The organism is Janthinobacterium sp. JF4 (genome assembly GCF_059617925.1).
In genome coordinates, this window is record NZ_JCAQAV010000008.1 from 1 (window position 1) to 19,791 (window position 19,791).

The 19,791-nt window shown below is 61.2% G+C and carries 9 protein-coding genes; 3 read left to right on the forward strand and 6 right to left on the reverse strand.

Annotated features, from left to right (window positions below; genetic code table 11):
* Positions 1 to 225: 225 nt before the first annotated feature.
* Genes tldD through AC54AF_RS09630 form a run of 3 tightly spaced genes read right to left on the reverse strand, consistent with a single transcriptional unit; the run spans position 226 to position 6,723 of the window.
* On the reverse strand, positions 226 to 1,686 hold the full coding sequence (tldD, locus tag AC54AF_RS09620; protein WP_496636363.1) for a metalloprotease TldD: 1,461 nt from the start codon (positions 1,684 to 1,686) through the stop codon (positions 226 to 228).
* Between the two features lie 21 nt (positions 1,687 to 1,707).
* Entirely contained in the window at positions 1,708 to 2,508 is an 801-nt protein-coding gene (locus AC54AF_RS09625; protein ID WP_131688811.1) for a nitrilase-related carbon-nitrogen hydrolase, read from the reverse strand.
* Between the two features lie 30 nt (positions 2,509 to 2,538).
* Positions 2,539 to 6,723, reverse strand: a complete 4,185-nt coding sequence (locus AC54AF_RS09630; protein ID WP_496636364.1) for a YhdP family protein — start codon at positions 6,721 to 6,723, stop codon at positions 2,539 to 2,541.
* Between the two features lie 233 nt (positions 6,724 to 6,956).
* Between AC54AF_RS09630 and glnE the strand changes: the two genes are divergently transcribed.
* Together glnE and AC54AF_RS09640 are read left to right on the forward strand one after the other, a co-directional pair.
* Entirely contained in the window at positions 6,957 to 9,710 is a 2,754-nt protein-coding gene (glnE, locus tag AC54AF_RS09635) for a bifunctional [glutamate--ammonia ligase]-adenylyl-L-tyrosine phosphorylase/[glutamate--ammonia-ligase] adenylyltransferase (protein WP_496636365.1), read from the forward strand.
* Positions 9,711 to 9,723: 13 nt separating this feature from the next.
* Positions 9,724 to 10,488, forward strand: a complete 765-nt coding sequence (locus AC54AF_RS09640; protein WP_496636366.1) for a YoaK family protein — start codon at positions 9,724 to 9,726, stop codon at positions 10,486 to 10,488.
* Positions 10,489 to 10,666: 178 nt separating this feature from the next.
* Here the strand turns inward: AC54AF_RS09640 and gap are convergent, their stop codons facing one another.
* Both gap and tkt read right to left on the reverse strand, forming a co-directional pair.
* Positions 10,667 to 11,677, reverse strand: a complete 1,011-nt coding sequence (gene gap, locus AC54AF_RS09645) for a type I glyceraldehyde-3-phosphate dehydrogenase (RefSeq protein WP_010395244.1) — start codon at positions 11,675 to 11,677, stop codon at positions 10,667 to 10,669.
* 78 nt (positions 11,678 to 11,755) lie between these two features.
* Positions 11,756 to 13,753 carry a transketolase gene (tkt, locus tag AC54AF_RS09650; protein WP_496636367.1) on the reverse strand — a complete coding sequence of 666 codons (1,998 nt, stop codon included), beginning with the start codon at positions 13,751 to 13,753 and terminating at the stop codon, positions 11,756 to 11,758.
* 186 nt (positions 13,754 to 13,939) lie between these two features.
* Here tkt and AC54AF_RS09655 point away from each other — a divergent pair, with 186 nt between their 5' ends.
* Complete coding sequence (locus AC54AF_RS09655) at positions 13,940 to 14,665, forward strand: 16S rRNA (uracil(1498)-N(3))-methyltransferase (protein ID WP_496636368.1); 726 nt, start codon at positions 13,940 to 13,942, stop codon at positions 14,663 to 14,665.
* Positions 14,666 to 14,774: 109 nt separating this feature from the next.
* Here AC54AF_RS09655 and AC54AF_RS09660 read toward each other — a convergent pair whose 3' ends face one another.
* A complete protein-coding gene (locus tag AC54AF_RS09660) occupies positions 14,775 to 17,576 on the reverse strand; it encodes a TonB-dependent receptor plug domain-containing protein (protein WP_496636369.1) in 2,802 nt (933 codons plus the stop codon).
* Positions 17,577 to 19,791: the final 2,215 nt, after the last annotated feature.

Sequence of the window (19,791 nt, forward strand, 5' to 3'; positions counted from 1 at the left end):
TTGTTCGCAACACCACCAACCGCATGAGAGGAATAATACAAGGTCGGATTAGCGGGGCGCAGCCACGCGTAATCCGACACCATTGTTGACACTGCCATTGGGGGCGTCGGCTTACGCGCTGCGCGCTAAGCCGACCTACGCACGCGCCATGTCAGAAAAAAGTAGGTCGGATTCGCCCGGAGGGCGTAATCCGACAATCGCGTTGGCCTCACAGTGTCCGAAAAATCAGGCAGTCCCGCCAACCGTGATGCCATCCAGTCTCAGGGTCGGCTGCCCCACGCCCACGGGCACGCTTTGCCCCTCCTTGCCGCACACGCCCACGCCCGAGTCCAGGCGCATGTCGTTGCCGATCATCGAAACGCGGTTGAGCACGTCCGGACCATTGCCAATCAGGGTGGCGCCCTTCACTGGATAGCTGAGCTTGCCGTTTTCGATCATATACGCTTCGCTGGCCGAGAAGACGAACTTGCCGTTCGTAATGTCGACCTGGCCCCCGCCGAAGTTGACGGCATACAGGCCGTTCTTGACGGACGCGAGGATCTCGCCCGGGTCCTTGTCGCCACCGAGCATATACGTGTTCGTCATGCGCGGCATGGGCAAGTGGGCAAACGATTCGCGGCGCGCATTGCCCGTCACGGGCATCTTCATCAGGCGCGCGTTCATGGTGTCCTGGATATAGCCCTTCAGGATGCCATCCTCGATCAGGGTCGTGCACTGCGTGGGGTTGCCCTCGTCGTCGATATTCAGCGAGCCGCGCCGGCCAGCCAGGGTGCCGTCGTCGACCACCGTGACGCCCTTGGCGGCCACGCGTTCGCCGATGCGCCCGGAAAACGCGGACGAACCCTTGCGGTTGAAATCGCCTTCCAGGCCATGGCCGATCGCTTCGTGCAGCAGGATGCCGGGCCAGCCCGGTCCCAGCACGATGGTCATGGGGCCGGCGGGCGCCGGGCGCGCTTCCAGGTTCACCAGGGCCGAATTGACAGCGTCGGCCGCATATTGTTCCAGCACGGCATCACTGAAATAGTCATAGCTGAAACGCCCGCCGCCGCCGGCCGAGCCCGTTTCTCGGCGGCCATGCTGCTCCGCGATCACCGTCAGCGAGACGCGCACCAGCGGGCGGATGTCGGCCGCCAGCACGCCGTCGCTGCGCAGCACCAGCACCACGTCGTATTCGCCAGCCAGGCCCGCCATCACTTGCACCACCCTGGGATCTTTCGCGCGCGCCATCTTTTCCACGCGCTCGAGCAACCGCACCTTGGCCGTGGCGTCCAGCGAGGCGAGCGGATCGTCGGGCAGGTACAGCGAGCGCCCGCCCTGCGCCAGCGTGTTCCCCGCAATCTTGATCTTGCCCGAACCGGCGCGCGCAATCGTGCGCGTGGCCGCCGCCGCTTCCAGCAGGGCCCGCTCGGAAATATCGTCGGAATACGCAAACGCCGTCTTGTCGCCAGACACGGCGCGCACGCCCACGCCCTGGTCGATGGAAAAACTGCCCGTCTTGACGATGCCCTCTTCCAGGCTCCAGCCTTCGCTCCTGGTCGACTGGAAATACAGGTCGGCATAGTCGACCTTGTGCGTAAACATCGTGCCCAGGGCTTTGAGCAGCTTGTCTTCGTCCAGGCCGAAGGGAGTCAACAGGATATCGCGCGCCACAGCCAGGCTGGACAGATTGGGTTCAAATGGCTTCATAGCTCTTTCTCACAATTCAATTCACATCGTCCGATGCGCGAGCGCTGGCAAGGATTCGCGCACGCCGGCCAAAAACGCCAGGTCGATCTCGCCGCTCACCACGCCCTCGCCTTCGGGCAACACGGCTTTCACTTCGCCCCACGGGTCGATCAGCATGCTGTGACCCCAGGTGCGGCGGCCGTTCGGATGCAAGCCGCCCTGCGCCGAGGCCAGCACATAGCACTGGTTTTCGATGGCGCGCGCGCGCAGCAGCACTTCCCAGTGGGCGCTGCCCGTCGTATGGGTAAACGCGGCCGGCACGACGATCAGCGCGCAATCGCCCATGGCGCGGTACAGTTCGGGAAAGCGCAAGTCATAGCAGATGGACAGGCCGACCCGGCCGAACGGCGTCTCGATCGAGCGCACCTGCGCGCCCGGCACGATGGTGCGCGATTCATTGTACGACTCGGTGCCGCGCGTAAAACCGAACAAATGGATCTTGTCGTAGCGGCCGGCCGGCGCGCCTTGCGGGTCGTACACCAGCGTCGTGTTCAAGACCTTGCCTTCCTCGCCGGAAATCAGGGGCAAGGTGCCGCCGATCAGCCAGATGCCATGCTGGCGCGCCATCTGCGCCATGCCATCCTGGATCGGTCCGCTGCCGGGCTGCTCCGCATGGGCCAGCTTGTCCGTTTCCTGCTGGCCCATGATGGCCCAGTATTCGGGCAGCACCACCAGTTGCGCGCCACCGGCGGCGGCCTGCGCCACCAGCCGGCGCGCCGTGGCCAGGTTGTCTTCCACGGATGGCGAGGAAATCATTTGTACTGCTGCCACTGTATGCATCATTGCCACCTCTTCTCCATTCGAACGCCTCGCCTATTTCGCCACAGCCTCCACGGCCGCAGCGGCAGGCACGGCGACAGGTTCCAATTTACCACCATCGAGCTTGGTCACGACGGGCGACTTCCACGGGCCGGCGATCTGCATGTGGTAAGTGAGCGCCTTCATCACGGGCGCGCGCAGGAACAATTGCGCCAGGAAACTGCCCAGGCCGATGACGGGATTGACGGCCAACGCGTACACGAGCGGCCCCGTGCCCAGGTTGAATTCCGGGATCACCACCACATGCAGATTCGTCGTTTCATTGGCAATATCGGCCGTGCCATCCATCAGCACGGTTGCCGCCACGCCGTGCATCTTGAGGTTGTCGGTACTCACCACACCGCGCTTGATGCTGGCGTTGGCCGTGATGCCGTCGAAGGCCAGGCCTTCGGAAAACACGTCATGGAAATCGAGTTTCAGCAAGCGGGGCAAGGCTTGCAGACTGAGCACGCCCAACAGCTTGGCCGCGCCCGGGTCCTGTTTGAGGAACTGGCCCGATTCCACGTTCATCTCGATCTGCCCCGACAGGGTGGGAATATCGAGCGAATACGGCAAGCCATTCCAGGCGATGTCGCCGCTCAGGCGGCCCTTGCCGCGACGCACCGTGTCGGCAAAGCCGAAGCGGTCGAGCAACTTGCCCGCATCGACGATGTCGAGGCCGAAACGCAGGCTGGTGGTGCTTTGCCCGTCCTTGATGACCCATTTGCCATTGCCGCTCAGCGCACCATCGGGATTCGACAATTGCAGCTTGCCCACGCGCCACTCGCGCCCGCCGGCCGCCATGGTGTTATAGGCCTGCAACTCCAACCGGCCGATCTTCTTGTTGAACAGTTCAAATTGCTCGGCGATGATATCGAGCGACGGAATCGACTGGGCGCCGCTCTTGCCTTCCAGTAAACTCTTCACATCGTTGGCGGCCGACTCGGGAATGATCAGGGACGACAGGCGCGCCGTCATCTTGCCCAGGCCGGACGGCGTTTCCAGCCACGTCACGTAACCGGACACTTGCTTCGCGTCAATATTGGCTTGCCACACATCCTTTTGATGCGTGGCGCCCACGACCACGTTTTCCAGCTTGCGTTCGCCCAGCATCAGTTCGCTGGCACGGGCCGCCATCATGTCCGGCACCACGTATTGCGCGATATCGGGCGCATCGTCGGCGGCGCCGCCGTCGGCGGGGACCGTGCCGCTGCCAGCGATTTCACTGCCGGCGGCAATCCAGCTATCCACGTCCAGGGTTTTCATGTTGACGTTGAACATCATGCCGCTGTCCGGTTCCGGCGCCGGCACGTTCACGCCAATGCCGCCGCGCACCAGGCGCCAGGCGTCCTTGCCCTGCTTCTGGCGCTGGTAGCGCGCGGCGATGCCGGAACCGAGCGCGATGCGGATATCGTCCGTGCGCAGGCCGGCGCCGTTGGCCGCATTGCCCGTCAAGGTGAATTTCACGGGCAGGCTGTCGCCGGCCGGCTTTTTCAGGGGCGCGGGGAAATCCAGGCCCAGGCCCGTCAGCGGCGACTCGACATTGACCACCACCTGGTGGTCGCGCGCCGTGATCAGGCCGCTGTAACGGGCGCCGCCATGCAAATGCTTCGCCAGTCGCTGCAGCACGGGCTCCGGATAGGTCTTGCGCAAGCCGTCGATGGTCATGTTGCCGACGAGTTTCACCTGGATGGAACTGTCCGGCTGCGTGCCGCCCGAGATGGCCAGCGGCCCGCCCAGCAGGCTGCCGTTCAAGCCATTCAGGTTGACGCCCTTTTCATTGAATTCGATCTTGCCTTGCGTGCCCAGCACGGACGGCATGTCATGGAACAGCACCACGTCGTTACCGGCCAGCTGCAAGCTGCCCTGCACGGTCGATTCGAGCATGCGCTCGATCGGCAAATGCAATTTGAGCGCCAGTTTGGCGTTGCCCGTGGCCGTCGTTTCATCCGTGAAATGCTCGATCCAGCCCAGCACGGGACTGGCCGTCACGTACTTGAGGAATTCCTGCATCGGGCCGGCTGCATTGCCTTCGATGTCGAGCAAGGTGTCGAACACGGTCAGGTCGGGAATCACGGCTTTCACATTCGTCAAGGCCACGCCGCCCGTGGTGGCCGTGTCGCCGCGGATTTCCATGCGCGCCCGTTCGAACACGAAACTGCCCTTGATTTTTTCCGCCTGCGGCCACAGGGGCGCCTTGCCGGCCAGCGGACCGCTTTCGGCGAATTCGCCGGGCGCGTAGTTCAGGGTGCCATTCTCGATCTTGCCGGCCACGCGGAAGTCGCCGCGATTGCGCTGGGCGGGCGTATCGGCCTTGAAGGGGAAATGCTCGAGTTCGCCGCGCAGGCGCAGGCTGACATCGCGCGCCATGCCGCCTTCCAGCGCGCCCGTTAGCCAGTGGCGCAGGTGTTCGGGCGTTTGCAGCGGCAGGTAGCGGCCGATGGTGTTGATCTGGAAATTGTCGATCATGCCCGTCAAGTCGACCTGGCCCAGGTTCTTGCCGTCGAGCGGCAGGCGGTGCGTGCCTTGCAAGGCGACGCGCAAGCCTTGCTGGTTGAAGTCGAGCTTGTCCAGCCCGACTTGCAGCATATTGCCCGCCTCAAACGTCCAGCGCGCCTGCATGGCGAATCGTTCGAACGGCATGGCCGGTTCGCTCAGGTAGGTGGGCAATTGCAGCACCAGGTCCTGCGCGTCGATGGCAATGCTGCCGCCCTTGTCATTGGCGTCGATGCTGCCGGTCAGGTGGTCGAAGCCGGGAATGGCCGGTGCGGCCGCCTGCGCAGGGCTGGTCGCCGTCTTCGCCACGGCCAGGCGCGCCGGCTGCGCATTCAGGCCCAGGTCGATCAGCTTGCCGCGCAAACGGTAGCTGGCGGGCGTGGCCATCTCGCCGTCCCATTGCGCCGAGAAATCCTGCAAACGCCCGCGCGGCGCCAGGGCGTCGAGACGCTGGCGCTGCTGTTCGCCCAGCGGCAACTTGTCGGCCAGTGCGGCCAGGGTTTGCAAATTGAGGGACTTGGCCGTAATTTCCGTGCGCGACGGCTTGCGCTTCGTGGCGGCAACAAAGCGTTCGGACAGGGTCGTGGGCGGCAGGCTGAGGCCATCGCGTGTTTCCACCGCGAAATTCGTCAATTCCACCTGGTGCCCATTCGCGCCAAAGGTGGGCTTGCCGTCCGGCACCTGCGCCGACAGCTCTTCCTTTGCCGAAATGCGCCCGCTGACCGACAGCAAGTCGAGCGGGGCGATATGCTCGCCCAGCTGCGCCTGCACGTCCGTCAAGCCCACGTCGGCCGTGAAGCCGGCCAGGCGCGCGTGATCCAGGCTCAACCAGGCGCGCAGGGCACCCTTGCCCTGGCTCAGCTCGAACGGGTAATCGAGGTAGCGGCGCCAGGCGGCCAGGTCGGCGTTTTTCAGGTCGGCGTACAGCTCGCCCTTCCACATCGACACATCCGAGATGCGCGTGCTGAAAGGCGGATGCGTGAAGTGAGCGCGTACATCGATGGGTGCGGCCAGGCTGGCCGGCGGCGTAGCCTGCAAGCCCAGCCGGTGGCTGCGCCAGCGGTTGCGCAGCAACAGATTGACCTGGGATAAAGCCAGCTCGGGGGTGCCGCGCACTTCGTCCGTCCAGCGCACCTTGCCGTCGCGAATGATGATGTCATGCTGCGACAGCAGCCAGTCGGCGCCCTTGCCTTCGCTGCCCTGCGTGCTGTCGATCAACACCCCGGCCACATACAGCTTGCCATCCATGCTGCGCCGCACGTCCAGGTCGGGCCGCGTGACTTCCAGGGTAGTGAAGCGCACGGAACCGAGCACGCTCCACCACGACACGGTGGCCGAGACGCTCGGCAGGCTCAGCGCCTGGCGCCCCGCCTGGTCGCGCAGGGTCACGTCACCGAGGAAGAGATTCGGCCGCACGCCATGCCAGGAGGCATAAATACGCGCGATACTGACAGGGTTGCCCAGCGCGCGGCTGGCCGCCCGCTCGATATCGCCTTTGTAGTAATCGATATTCGGCAAGATGGCGTAGCGCAGGAATAAAAACAGCACGGCGAAGGCGAAATACGCCAGCAGCACCAGTTTGATGGTAAAACCCAATACATGATGGGTGGCCAGGTTGGCCATGCGATAGGCGGCACGCAGCCGCTGCCAGCGCAGGGCCAATGGCACATGTTCTGTCACGCTTGCTTCTGGCGGTTTTTGCATCAATAAGCTAATAAACTGGCCCGGCGTCAAATAATGGCAAAAATCGTCTGCATTCGTGGTGAGCGCCTGCATCCTTGCGCTTGCGTCTGAGCAAAGCCTCCCTTACCATCGTCCGGAAGAGCACGCACTGCCGGCGGCGAAGCCAGCGGCACAATTTTACCGCATCCCCCGCCGTTCGCAGCCAAGTTAAACAAGAACATGCACGCAGCATCCACGAGATACTTACCGATACCATGAGCACACAGCCTTTGATCTCCGCCTCCCGTTTCTACCAGCGCTGGCTGGACGCCGCCCCCGAGCGCGCCGCGCAGGTAGCGCAACTGGTGCGCGCGCCGCTGGACGGGCTCGACTTCGCGGCCGCGCTGGCCGAGCAATCAAACGCCGCCACGCCGCCGCTGCCGCCCGAGCGGGCCATGCGCCGCCTGCGCAACCTGCTCGTCTGCGGCCTGATCGCGCGCGATCTTGGCGGCCAGGCAGACTTGAACGAAGTGGTCACAGCCATGACTGGCTTCGCCGATTTCGCTATCCGCACGCACGTGGACGCCATCATGGCCGAGATGGTGGCCCTGCACGGCATGCCGGTCGGCGAGGAGTCGGGCGAGGAACAGGCCTTGATGGTGCTGGCGATGGGCAAGCAGGGCGGCGGCGAACTGAACGTCTCGTCCGACATCGACCTGATCTTTGTCTATCCGGAAGATGGCGACACACAAGCTACCTTGCCGGGCCAGCGCAGCCTGTCCAACCACGAGTTTTTCATTCGCATGGGCAAGAAGCTGATCGCCGCCCTGGCCGAGATCACGCAAGACGGTTTTACCTTCCGCGTGGACATGGCCTTGCGTCCGAACGGCAATTCGGGTCCCCTGGCCGCCAGCCTGGGCATGGTGGAGCAATACCTGATCGTGCAGGGCCGCGAATGGGAGCGCTATGCCTGGGTCAAGGCGCGCGCCGTGACGGGCAAGCCGGAAGATATCGCCTCGCTCGACGCCATCGTGCGCCCGTTTGTCTTCCGCCGCTACCTCGATTTCGGCGTCATCGATGCCATCCGCACCATGCATGGCCAGATCCGCGCCGAGGTCAACCGCCAGGAGCGGCTGCATCCGGACCGCAGCAACAACGTCAAGCTGGGCCGTGGCGGCATCCGCGAAATCGAATTCCTCGCGCAAGTGTTCCAGCTGATACGCGGCGGTCGCGACGCCGAGCTGCGCGAGCGTTCCACGCGCGCCACCCTGCGCACGGTGGCCGACAAAGGCTTGCTGGAGCCGGCCATCGTGGAACAATTACTTGCTTCCTACGCGTTCCTGCGCAACCTCGAACACCGGCTGCAATACCTCGATGATGCGCAAACCCATACCCTGCCCGCGAATGACGCCGACCGCCTCATCGTTGCGCAGATGATGGGCTTGCCCGACACGCCCACCCTGCTGGCCCAGCTGGAAGCGCACCGCGTGTTTGTCGCGGGGCAATTCGATGAAATGTTCAGCGACAAGAGCAGCGGCACGCCGCCGGCCGACACGGGCATCGACCCGCAAACGTCGAACGACTGCGCCGCCTCGGACCAGCAGGAAGCCATCGAGGCGCGTTTCGCCGCTCTGGGTTTCCACGAGCCCACCGCCTGCGCGCGCCGTTTGCTGGCCACCTGGCAGGCGCCCCGTTTGCAATCGTTGCCCGAGGCGAGCCGCACGCGCTTGGTGGCCCTCGTCAATTCCGCCCTGCCCCTGATCACCGATTGCTCCGTGTCCAACGGTAATGCCAGCCAGCTGGCCACCCTGGGCCGGCTGCTCGACTTTTTGGAAGCGATTGCGCGCCGCTCGGCCTATCTGTCGCTGCTGACGGAATACCCGCACACGCTCGAACGCGTCGTGCGCATGGTGTGCGCCAGCGGCTGGGCCGCCACCTTCCTCACCCAGCACCCGATCCTGCTCGATGAACTGCTCGATGAACGCATCCGCAACAGCGTGCCGGACCCGGCCGCGCTGGCGCTCGACCTGCAGCGCCAGCTCGACGACGCGCCCGGCGACACGGAGCGGCAGATGGATATCTTGCGCGAAACACACCACGCGCAGCTGTTCCAATGCCTGGCGCAAGACCTGGCTGGCGATCTGAGCGTGGAAAAGCTGGCCGACTACCTGTCGCAGCTGGCCGACATCATCGTCGCCGCCACCGTGCAAGCCGTCTGGCAAACCTTACCCACGCGCCACCGCGACGTGCCGAAGTTCGCCGTCATCGCGTATGGCAAGCTGGGCGGCAAGGAGTTGGGCTATGTCTCGGATCTGGACGTCATTTTCCTCTTCGACGACGACGACCAGGACGCGCCCGGCCTGTACGCCAAGCTGGCGCAGCGCTTCATTACCTGGATGACCTCGCACACCTCGGCCGGCATCCTGTTCGACATCGACATCGCCCTGCGCCCCGACGGCGCCTCGGGCATGCTGGTCTCCAGCGTGCAGGCATTCGAGCGCTACCAGGGCAGCGCAGCCTGGGTGTGGGAACACCAGGCGCTCACGCGCGCGCGCTTCTGCGCCGGCGACGTCGCCATCGGCAAGCATTTCGAGCGCATCCGCGACACGATCCTGCGCAAGGAGCGCCCGGAAAACGGCCCGCTCAAGGGCGAAGTGGTGGCCATGCGCAAGAAGATGCTCGACGCGCATCCGCCCCGCCCGGGCAGCTTTGACTTAAAGCAGGATCCGGGCGGCATGATCGACATCGAATTCATGGTGCAATACCTGGTGCTGCAGCATGCGGCGCAATATCCGCAGCTGACGGCCAACTCGGGCAATATCGCCCTGCTGCGCCTGTGCGGCGAACTGGGGCTGATCGACGCGCAGCTGGCTACCCTGGTTGCCGACGCCTACCGCGCGCTGCGCAAGCTGCAGCACCAGCTGCGCCTGCAGGGCCACGACCTGGCCCGCGTGGAACCGCAGCGCGTGCGCGTGCATGCGGAGAATGTCACGCGCCTGTGGCAAGCCATCTTCGGCACCACCGCCTGAGGCCGGCCCGGGCATGCCACTCCATTACCTGTCCCGCCTGAGCGGATCGGCGCGCGATACGCAAGCCAACCTGCAGTTGGGCTGCGTGCTGGCGCTGGTGGCCGGGGCGGTCAATGCGGGCGGCTTTCTCGCCATCGGCGGCTATACCTCGCACATGACGGGCATCGTCTCGGGCATGGCCGATGACCTGGCACTGGGCAATATCACGCTGGCCCTGGCCGCGCTGGGTGCGTGGCTGGCCTTTGTCAGCGGTGCGGCCGTCACAGCCATCATGGTGAACTGGGGCAAGCGGCGCCGGCTGCACAGCCAGTTTGCCGCCAGCCTGCTGCTGGAAGCGGCCCTGTTATTGCTGTTCGGCTTGACGGGCAATTACCTGGCCGCCATGCCCGACGTGCTGGGCCCCGTCACCATCTTGCTGCTGTGCTTTGTGATGGGATTACAGAACGCCATCATCACCAAGATTTCAGGCGCCGTCATCCGCACCACGCACGTGACGGGCCTGTCCACCGATATCGGCATCGAACTGGGCAAGATGGCGTATTACAACCGGCGCCACCTGCCGGACCGGATGGTCAAGGTCAACCGCGGCAAGCTGAGAACGCACAGCCTGCTGATCGCCTGCTTCTTCATCGGCGGCGTCAGCGGCGCCCTGGCCTTCAAACACATCGGCTTTCCTGCCGCCACCATCATCCTGGCCGGCGTGCTGACCCTGCTATCCGGCGTGCCCGTGCTGCGCGATTTGCGCGTGCTGTGGCGTTTCTACCGGCGCCGCTTGTAGGTACACCTAACCAAACCTACTGCGCGTCGCGCTTTGCGGCCGGAGATGCTCACCGTACTGAAGGGCGGTTGCGCTTCTCGGCCACAAATCACTGCCGTTCGCTACGGTTTTGTTAGGTGTCGTACGGCCATGATAAGAAAAACGCCCCGAAGGGCGTTTTTCTTATACGGTCAAAAAATTACTTGGCCGACATCAGTGCGACGGTGGTGTCGAGCATGCGGTTCGAGAAACCCCACTCGTTGTCGTACCACGACGAGACTTTCACCAGGCGGCCCGACACTTTGGTCAGGGTCGAGTCGAAGTTCGACGAAGCCGGGTTGTGGTTGAAGTCGATCGATACCAGCGGTTCGGTCTGGTACGTCAGGATGCCTTCCAGGGCGCCTTCCGAAGCGGCCTTCATCAGGGCGTTGACTTCTTCCACGGTGGTATCGCGCTTGGCGATGAAGGACAGGTCGACCAGCGAGACGTTGATGGTCGGCACGCGGATGGCGAAGCCGTCCAGTTTGCCATTCAGCTCCGGCAGGACCAGGCCCACGGCGGCGGCGGCGCCCGTCTTGGTCGGGATCATGCTCATGGTGGCCGAACGGGCGCGGCGCAGGTCTTCATGCATCACGTCGGACAGCACCTGGTCGTTGGTGTAGGCGTGCACGGTGGTCATCAGGCCCGTTTCGATGCCGATGGCGTCGTTCAATGGCTTGACCAGCGGTGCCAGGCAGTTGGTGGTGCACGAAGCGTTCGAGATGACGGTATCGGTCGATTTCAGTACCGAGTGGTTCACGCCGAACACGACGGTCGCATCGACGTCCTTGCCGCCTGGTGCCGAAATGATGACTTTTTTCGCGCCACCCTTCAGGTGCGCCGAAGCTTTCTCTTTGGTGGTGAAGAAGCCCGTGCATTCCAGCACGACGTCCACGCCCAGCTCGCCCCATGGGATTTCAGCAGGATTGCGCTGTGCGAATACGCGGATCGGATCGCCATTGACGATCATGTTGTCGCCTTCGACAGTGACCGTGCCCGGGAACTTGCCGTGCGCGGTGTCGTAGCGGGTCAGGTGGGCGTTCGATTTGGCATCGCCCAGGTCGTTGATGGCAACGATCTGGATATCCTGTTTCTTGCCGCCTTCGTAGAAAGCGCGCAACACATTACGGCCGATGCGGCCGTAGCCATTGATTGCAACTTTGATCGTCATACTCTGCTCCTGATTAAAAAAAAGGTATCAGCACAGCACCCCGGCCAGCACATGGCCAGGGTCTGCTCAAAATCAATACTAGCCGGCGATAACGGCTTTAACCTTGGCTACGACGTTCTCGACCGTGAAGCCGAAGTGCTTGAACAGCACGCCGGCAGGGGCCGATTCGCCAAACGTGTCGATACCGACCACGGCGCCTTCCAGACCCACGTATTTGTACCAGAAGCTGGTCACGCCCGCTTCGATGGCCACGCGCGGCACGCCTTTCGTCAGCACGCTGGCCTTGTAGGCAGCGTCCTGGCGGTCATACACGTCGGTCGACGGCATCGACACCACGCGCACGTTGATGCCTTCGGCCGCCAGCGCGCTGGCGGCGGCGACAGCCAGTTCCACTTCGGAACCGGTGGCGATCAGGATCGCCTTGGCGTCCGCCACGTCGTTCAGCACATAGCCGCCGCGGTAGATGTTTTCGATCTGTTCGGCGCTACGTTCCTGGTACGGCAGGTTCTGGCGCGAGAAGATCAGGGTCGACGGGCCATCCTTGCGGCGCACGGCGGCGCCCCAGGCAGCAGCCGACTCGACGGTGTCGCATGGACGCCAGTTGTCCAGGTTCGGGATCAGACGCATCGACGAGACGTGCTCGACCGATTGGTGCGTCGGGCCGTCTTCGCCCAGGCCGATCGAATCGTGGGTAAACACGAAGATCGAACGCAGCTTCATCAGGGCAGCCATGCGCAGGGCATTGCGGCTGTAGTCGGAGAACGTCAGGAACGTGGCGCCGAACGGGATGTAGCCGCCGTGCAAGGTGATGCCGTTCATGATGGCGCTCATGCCGAATTCGCGCACGCCGTAGTTGATATGGTTGCCAGGCTGGCCCGAACGCACGGCCACGCATTCTTTCCAGTTGGTCAGGTTCGAACCGGTCAGGTCGGCCGAGCCGCCGAGGAATTCCGGCAGGGACGAGGCCAGCGCCTGGATGGCGTTCTGGCTGGCCTTGCGGGTGGCGATGTTTTCTTTCTTCTCGACGCAGGAAGCGATCGCGGCCGACAGCGCCGTTTCAAACGCGGCTGGCAACTCGCCCTGCATGCGGCGGGTCAGTTCGGCGGCTTGCTGCGGGAATTCGCGGCTGTAGGCGCCAAAGCGCTCGTTCCAGTCCGCTTCCAGCAGGGCGCCTTGTTTCTTCGCATCCCAGGCGGCGTACACGTCGGCCGGCATCTCGAACGGTGCGGCATCCCAGCCGATGTATTCGCGCACGGCAGCGATTTCCTTGTCGCCCAGCGCGGCGCCGTGGACCTTGTCGCCGCCTTGCAGGTTCGGCGAACCCTTGCCGATGATGGTCTTGCAGCAGATCAGGGTTGGCTTCGATGCGGTCTTGGCGGCAGCGATGGCGGCAGCCACGGCGGCAACATCGTGGCCGTCGACAGCGCGGATGACGTTCCAGCCGTACGCTTCGAAGCGCGCCGGGGTGTCGTCCGTGAACCAGCCTTCGACTTTGCCATCGATGGAAATGCCGTTGTCATCGTACAGGGCGATCAGTTTATTCAGGCCCAGGGTGCCTGCCAGTGCGCACACTTCGTGGGAAATACCTTCCATCAGGCAACCATCGCCGACAAAAGCGTAGGTGTAGTGGTTGACGATGTCGTGGCCCGGCTTGTTGAATTCAGCGGCCAGCAATTGCTCCGACAGAGCCATGCCGACGGCGTTGGCGATGCCCTGGCCCAGCGGGCCGGTCGTCGTTTCAATGCCTGGCGTGACATCGACTTCCGGGTGGCCCGGGGTTTTCGAATGCATCTGGCGGAAGGCCTTGATGTCGTCCATCGACAGGTCGTAGCCCGTCAGGTGCAGCAGCGCGTAGTGCAGCATCGAGCCGTGGCCATTCGACAACAGAAAACGGTCGCGGTTCTGCCATTTTGGATTCGCGGGATTGTGGCGATAGTGACCACTCCACAGGGCAACTGCGATCTCGGCCATGCCCATCGGCATGCCTGGATGGCCGGAGTTGGCCTTTTGTACAGCGTCCATTGCCAGTGCGCGGATCGCATTGGCCATTTTGGTAGTCGGGAGCGTAGTTGTCATGATGGTGTGGGTCAGTCGCGAGTTTGGGATTCGTTTGCAACAGCACGGACAGGGAAGCCGGCTGCTTTCTGTAGTCAACTATTTTACCAGACTGGGGGGCCGCAAATTAGAATTGCGGCGTACTCGCCCGCCAAATGGCTATACTTTGACGTCTTTCCACCCCACTTACCCCCGTTGAGGATTTGCATGCCGCGTTTTTTCTGTCCCCAGCCGCTCGTTGCCGGCACCACCATCGCCCTGCCGGAGGCTGTCGCCCACCATATCCAGGTCGTGCGCCTGGCGCCGGGCGACCTCATCACCCTGTTCAATGGCGAAGGCGGCGAAGTGCAAGCGAGCCTGGTAACGGTGGCCAAGCGCAGCGTGACGGCCGAGGTACAAGCCCATGTGGCGCGCGAAGCGGAACTGCCCTACGCCGTGACCCTGGCGCAGGCGCTGCCGGAAGCGTCCAAAATGGACTGGATCATCGAAAAAGCCATCGAACTGGGCGCGGCAGGCATCGTGCCGCTGTCGGCGCAGCGCTGCGTCGTGCGCCTGTCCGCCGAGCGGGCCGAGAAAAAACTCGCGCATTGGCAAGGCATTATCGTTTCCGCTTCGGAACAATGCGGGCGCAACCGCCTGGCGCAGCTGGCGCCGCTGCAAGATTTCAGTAGCTGGAGCAGCCAGCAAGATTTACACAAACGCATCATTTTGACGCCACGCGCGCAGCAGTCGCTGGCCGACTGGGCCCGTCACCAGCCGCCACAAGCCATCACCGTGATGGTGGGGCCGGAAGGCGGGTTTACCGAGGCGGAAGAAAAAGCCGCCATCGCGGCTGGCGCCATCGGCCTGTCCATGGGGCCGCGCATCCTGCGCACGGAAACGGCGGGCCTGACGGCGCTGGCGACGCTGAGCGCCTTGTGGGGCGGGATGTAAATAAAAAAGCGCAGTGCGGTTTCCCGCACTGCGCCAGTAACGCGACGTAGCAACTACGTCATGCCATATCCGCTGGACAGCCCTTGCTGGCGCCGTCCAGCCTGTCTAATTAAAACGAGTACTCGGCACCCACTTTCAGGGTGCGTGGACGCCACACGTAGCCGGTACGCACGTTCATCGGACGATCACGTTCGAAGACGTTGTTGATGTTCGCCAGCAAACGCAGGTTTTTGATGCCCGTGTAAGCAAAGTTCAAATCAGTACGCACATCGCTTGCTACGCTGCACGACAGGTCATTGGCATCCAGTGCCGCTAGTGCCTTACGGCAACCAGCCTCACCCCAACGCGCTTCATCCGTCTCGTCATAGTTCAACGACTGCGCAGAACGGTAGTTGACGCGCACGCCAGCCGTCATCGGGCCTTTGCGCCATGCGGCGCTCAGCACCGACACAACACGCGGGTTATCCAGATTACCAACTATGTTAGGACGGTACTCGTTGGCATCGATATCCCAGTAACGCAGTTTCAGGGCAACGGTGGTCTGCAGACCCAGGGTCACGGTACCGTATTCGCCGGCCGAAATACGGCCGTTCAAATCGATATCCACGCCTTGCGAATCGGTCTTGCCGAAGTTTTCATAGTTCAGCAACAGCGACTGGATGGAACCTGCGCCCCAGGCGATGTTAGCACCTGGCTTCAAGGTGTTGGCGCGTGCAGCCAGGCGACGATCGGTATCACTGACCGGGTTGCGTACCATCTTGTCGGAGTAACCGGGATTATCTTCACGTTCCAGCACATATGGCACGTCGCGGTAGTCGATCTGGTCCTTGCGCTCGATCTTGTAATAATCGAGTGCAATGGTAAAGTTCTTCACCGGCTCAGCGACGAAGCCTACCGTGATGCTGCGCGAGGTTTCCGGCTTCAAGGTCGAGCTCGACGAAATCATCGCCGGGATCGAAGTCAGGCAACCCGAGTTGTAGGCAGTGGTCGCATCAGCCTTGTCGCTGGCATTGCCGTTGCGCAGGATGTCGCGAATGGCAGTTGCAGTATCGCAACGTTTTGGATCCAGCGAGTTGTTGAAGAAGCCGGTCAAGCCCACTTTACCCAAGGTTTCCGGAATATTTGGAGCACGGAAACCACCAGCGACCGTACCACGGAACAGCAACTGCGGCACGACTTTCCAGCTGGCACCGAGTTTAGGCGACACGTGTGCCGAGAAGCCAGGTGCTTTATCCAGGCGCAGCGCACCGTTCAGTTCCAGGCCCTTGAGGACTGGCGCGTTCAATTCCAAGTAAGCGGCGCTCAGCGTACGCTCGCCATCGATCCACAGCGAACCCTGGCTGATGATCTCGGCATTCATGACGTTGTCGAGCGACTTGATATACATCTTTTCCTGGCGCACTTCAGCACCAACGGCGAAACTCAGTGGACCGGCTGGCAAAGCCATCAGCTCACCGGTCAATTTCGCTTCGGCAAAGTTGGTGGACAGTTCAGCATCGGTGCCGACCACCGGGAACATGCTCGCCAACAATGCATCGCTATTCTGGCCACCGAGCTTGTACTCGCCGCTGACGATGGCAGCAGGCATACGGTCGCGGTGCGGGCCGCGGTTGCGCGATGTACCATCACCGCCGGTACGGCCAACCGTTGCCTCCCAATCATAGGCGCCAACCGTGCCTTCCAGGCCGGCCATGACGCGGTATTGCGTGGCTTTCGATGGCGAGGACCAGTCCAGGTTGCTGTCCATGAAGCGATAGTCCAGGCCAACCGGGAAGTTATATGGATTGTATGGCGAGTTAGCTGGCAGTCTTGGCTTCTGTACGCTTTGTGATTGCTTCTTGTTGCCGTCGAACCAGTTCCATGGCGAACCTGCCGCCATGGCGAATGGCAGTGGCTCATAGTTGGTACGGGTTTCCGAGTAAGACACTTCGGCGAAACCGCGCGTCGTTTCATTGAGCTTGAAGTGCAAGGCGCTATACAAGTTGACGCGCTCGGCACCGTCCGACCATGGGTTGATTCCGTTAAGGTCGCTAGTGCACAGGCCCGTGGCATTGATGACCTGGCAGCCCTTGACGGCTTGGCGCACAGCAGGGTTGCCGCCGCCAGCGGCCTGGTTCAAGTTACCTGGATAGGACGTCAGCGAAGGATCGCCGAAAGCCGTGCTGACAACTTTCTTGTGGTAGGAAGGATATTTGCCAATCACGTCAGCCAGTTTGTAACCCTCGCGCTTGTAGCCTTCGATGTTGAAGAAGACGTTATAGCGGTCTTTCTCGAGATCGCCATAACCAGCCAGCAAACCAACGGTGGTCTGCTTGCCGAGGCTATCGCTGGTAGGTTGCTGGTAATTGGCGCTCACGCTAACGCCTTGATAGCTCTTGCGGGTGATGATGTTGATCACACCGGCCATGGCATCAGAACCATACACGGCCGATGCGCCATCCTTCAACACTTCCACACGCTCAATCGCGTCCGCAGGAATCGAATCGAGGTTGACGAAGGTTTCCTTGCCGCCATCGGCGAAAGCATAGTTCGACACGCGACGGCCATTGACCAGCACCAGCGTGGCGCCCTTGCCCAGGCCGCGCATGGCCGCGCCAGACGCGCCGCGGGCAAAGCTGTTCGAGGAACCGTCATCCTTCAGGGTAGTGCTATCGAAAGACGTCAGAGTATCGAGAATCTGGCGCACGGTATTGGCACCGGTGGCCTTGATTTCGTCACGACGAATGACGGTAACCGGCGAAGCCGTTTCCGTATCCATGCGCTTGATGTTCGAACCAGTCACTTCAACACGTTGCATGACCGGCGCTGCGGCAGCTCCCGTGTTTTGTGCATGGGCGGAGGCAGCAATGGCGCTCAAAGCAAAAAACACCGCCTTACTAATAGGGCTTAATTTTGGTTTACTCAGCATCATGTTTAGCAATCTCAACTTGTAATTTTTAATGAACACCAGGCAACTGGATCGCAGTGGCTCATGTGGCACTTGTATGTGTCAAAATTTTTGGCACAAGTAAGTATCTGTAACAGAAAAAATATTGTCAATTAACATGGTCGAATCTTTAATTGAATAGAGGAAAAATCCGGAAATAGACGTTTTTTGTTGTTTTTTGACATTGGAGTTTGGCAAATTTTCCGTTTTTTTCAGCTATTTATCCAGCTCCGAGCGGACAAAAAAGGCCTGCCGCAGCACTGTCATTCCAGCCGTTTTTAGCCTGTCTGCCACGGCCATTCCTCATATGAAAACATACTGAAAAACGCTGCTTCCGGGCAGCGTCTTGCGCATTCACATTTCCCCGCCAAGATTGCAGAAAAATAAATACATCGATTTAAAAAAATATTTTTGTTGGGTAACGTAGAAACTATCGAAATGAAATTCTGCACCCACCCATTTTTCCGTCAAATATCAACGAGCGCAGGATGAATTGTTAAATCGGCTGCCCGCCGCACGCGGGAGACGCCAGTTGCGCGAGGCACGGCGCGGCCGCCTTCCGGCAACCGTGCCGAACACAGAGCCCCAAGATTGCGCCGCATGCTGGCGAGATCGCCGATGGAGAAATAAGAGATCGGGTAGGAGGCGGGGTTGCCCCCGCCGTCCTCCCACAACACCGGACGTACGGATCACGTATCCGGCGTTTCCTGACTACTGGGTTGCCCCAGCGAGCTTGGTTTCGTGCGTCGTGCCGCCTGTCGGTCTGCAAGCACCTCGGTTACGGCAAAGACTTCCGGTCTCGTCCATTGACCAAGGCCCTCCTTTATCAGAGGCTTGCGCCCTGCCCGCTCAGAGAGCACGCGTGACTGTCCACTCATGTCAGATTCAGCCCTTCAGCACTCCGGTTCCGAGCGGCTAATATGGCCTCTGCTGACTACCACCAATCCATCCCGGCACCTTGCGATGCCGGTAGCACGAGGCAGATTGATGGGCCTTCCGGGGTAATTCGCGCGACCTTCATGCTTATGTCTGTCGGATCTACGTCATAGCGTTCCGTGCAAGTATCGGGCTTTACAGATATCGGACTGCTTACCCCGCTACGCCGCCTAATCCGCTTCCTGTGCGTCAGACCAGCATTTTGCCTGCGGCTCCCTTCAGATTCCGCCTGGCGACGGACACCCTTGCCGTTCAGCTAGCACTTCCCCTTGCCGGGTGTGCAGAGGACTTTCACCTCCAAGTCACTCAACTAACCACCACAGTCAGTCGAGCCGCGCTCGCGCGCGTCGCGCCATGCATGGCGCACCGAAAAAAAGGCGGGATGACTTTTCAGTCATCCCGCCCTGTCGAAGAACGGAACGGCATTGCTGCCGCCAAGTTCGCCTTACTATATACAGAACGTGTATGCCACCCAAGCTGAAGAAGCGGCTTTGGCCACCGGCACCATCGGCCTGTTCATGGGCACGGCGCATCACATCGAAGCACTACACTACTCTGTCATTGCGCGGAAAATTGCCGCGCGCCTCAATTTAATTCGGCGCCGATAATGCCAGCCACGCCGCAATGCAAAATATCACTGCGCCGTCTTTACGTGCAGCATCTCGAATAATGCAATAAAACAAACAAAGATAATCCGAGCATCCATATAATGGCGGACCCGATATTATCTTTTCAAATATAGAAAGAAATAAAACGCCAAAACTATCGACAATCAAGCACCAATATGGCGCGGCGCCGCACTACCATGATGCAAAAACCTAATATTGCACCATGATGGCGCTTACGTCTATCGTTCTCCGACTTAGTACAAAAAAACAACGTTTTTACTTCCATACCATACGTCTGAACCTACCCTGCAAGCCAGAAGGCATGCGGCCTGCAGGCCATCAACGACGCTGCACTGCAGCAAAGGGGATGTGCCGAACTGTGCCTTGTGTTGTTTTTTACATGCATTTCCACTATAAAAATTGACAGCCAAGCAGCTGCGATGGTTTCATTAACATCTTGAAATTTTGAATACTCAAAAACTTCAAAGACACCGTCCATGAGACGATCGATAAAATAATAGATATATATGGCCGGCCTTGCCAATACAAGGCGACGTCAGGCTACATATTCATATAGTGAGGAGTTTTGCAATGATGGTGGAAACAGGATTATCGCGGTCTATCCGTTTGATGTTTATCGGCAGCCTTGCGTTTGG

Bases quoted from the DNA above. Each gene is read 5' to 3' on its own strand.
- tldD (WP_496636363.1), bottom strand. From the start codon at position 1,686: ATGAAGCCATTTGAACCCAATCTGTCCAGCCTGGCTGTGGCGCGCGAT.
- AC54AF_RS09625 (WP_131688811.1), bottom strand. From the start codon at position 2,508: ATGATGCATACAGTGGCAGCAGTACAAATGATTTCCTCGCCATCCGTG.
- AC54AF_RS09630 (WP_496636364.1), bottom strand. From the start codon at position 6,723: ATGCAAAAACCGCCAGAAGCAAGCGTGACAGAACATGTGCCATTGGCC.
- glnE (WP_496636365.1), top strand. From the start codon at position 6,957: ATGAGCACACAGCCTTTGATCTCCGCCTCCCGTTTCTACCAGCGCTGG.
- AC54AF_RS09640 (WP_496636366.1), top strand. From the start codon at position 9,724: ATGCCACTCCATTACCTGTCCCGCCTGAGCGGATCGGCGCGCGATACG.
- gap (WP_010395244.1), bottom strand. From the start codon at position 11,677: ATGACGATCAAAGTTGCAATCAATGGCTACGGCCGCATCGGCCGTAAT.
- tkt (WP_496636367.1), bottom strand. From the start codon at position 13,753: ATGACAACTACGCTCCCGACTACCAAAATGGCCAATGCGATCCGCGCA.
- AC54AF_RS09655 (WP_496636368.1), top strand. From the start codon at position 13,940: ATGCCGCGTTTTTTCTGTCCCCAGCCGCTCGTTGCCGGCACCACCATC.
- AC54AF_RS09660 (WP_496636369.1), bottom strand. From the start codon at position 17,576: ATGATGCTGAGTAAACCAAAATTAAGCCCTATTAGTAAGGCGGTGTTT.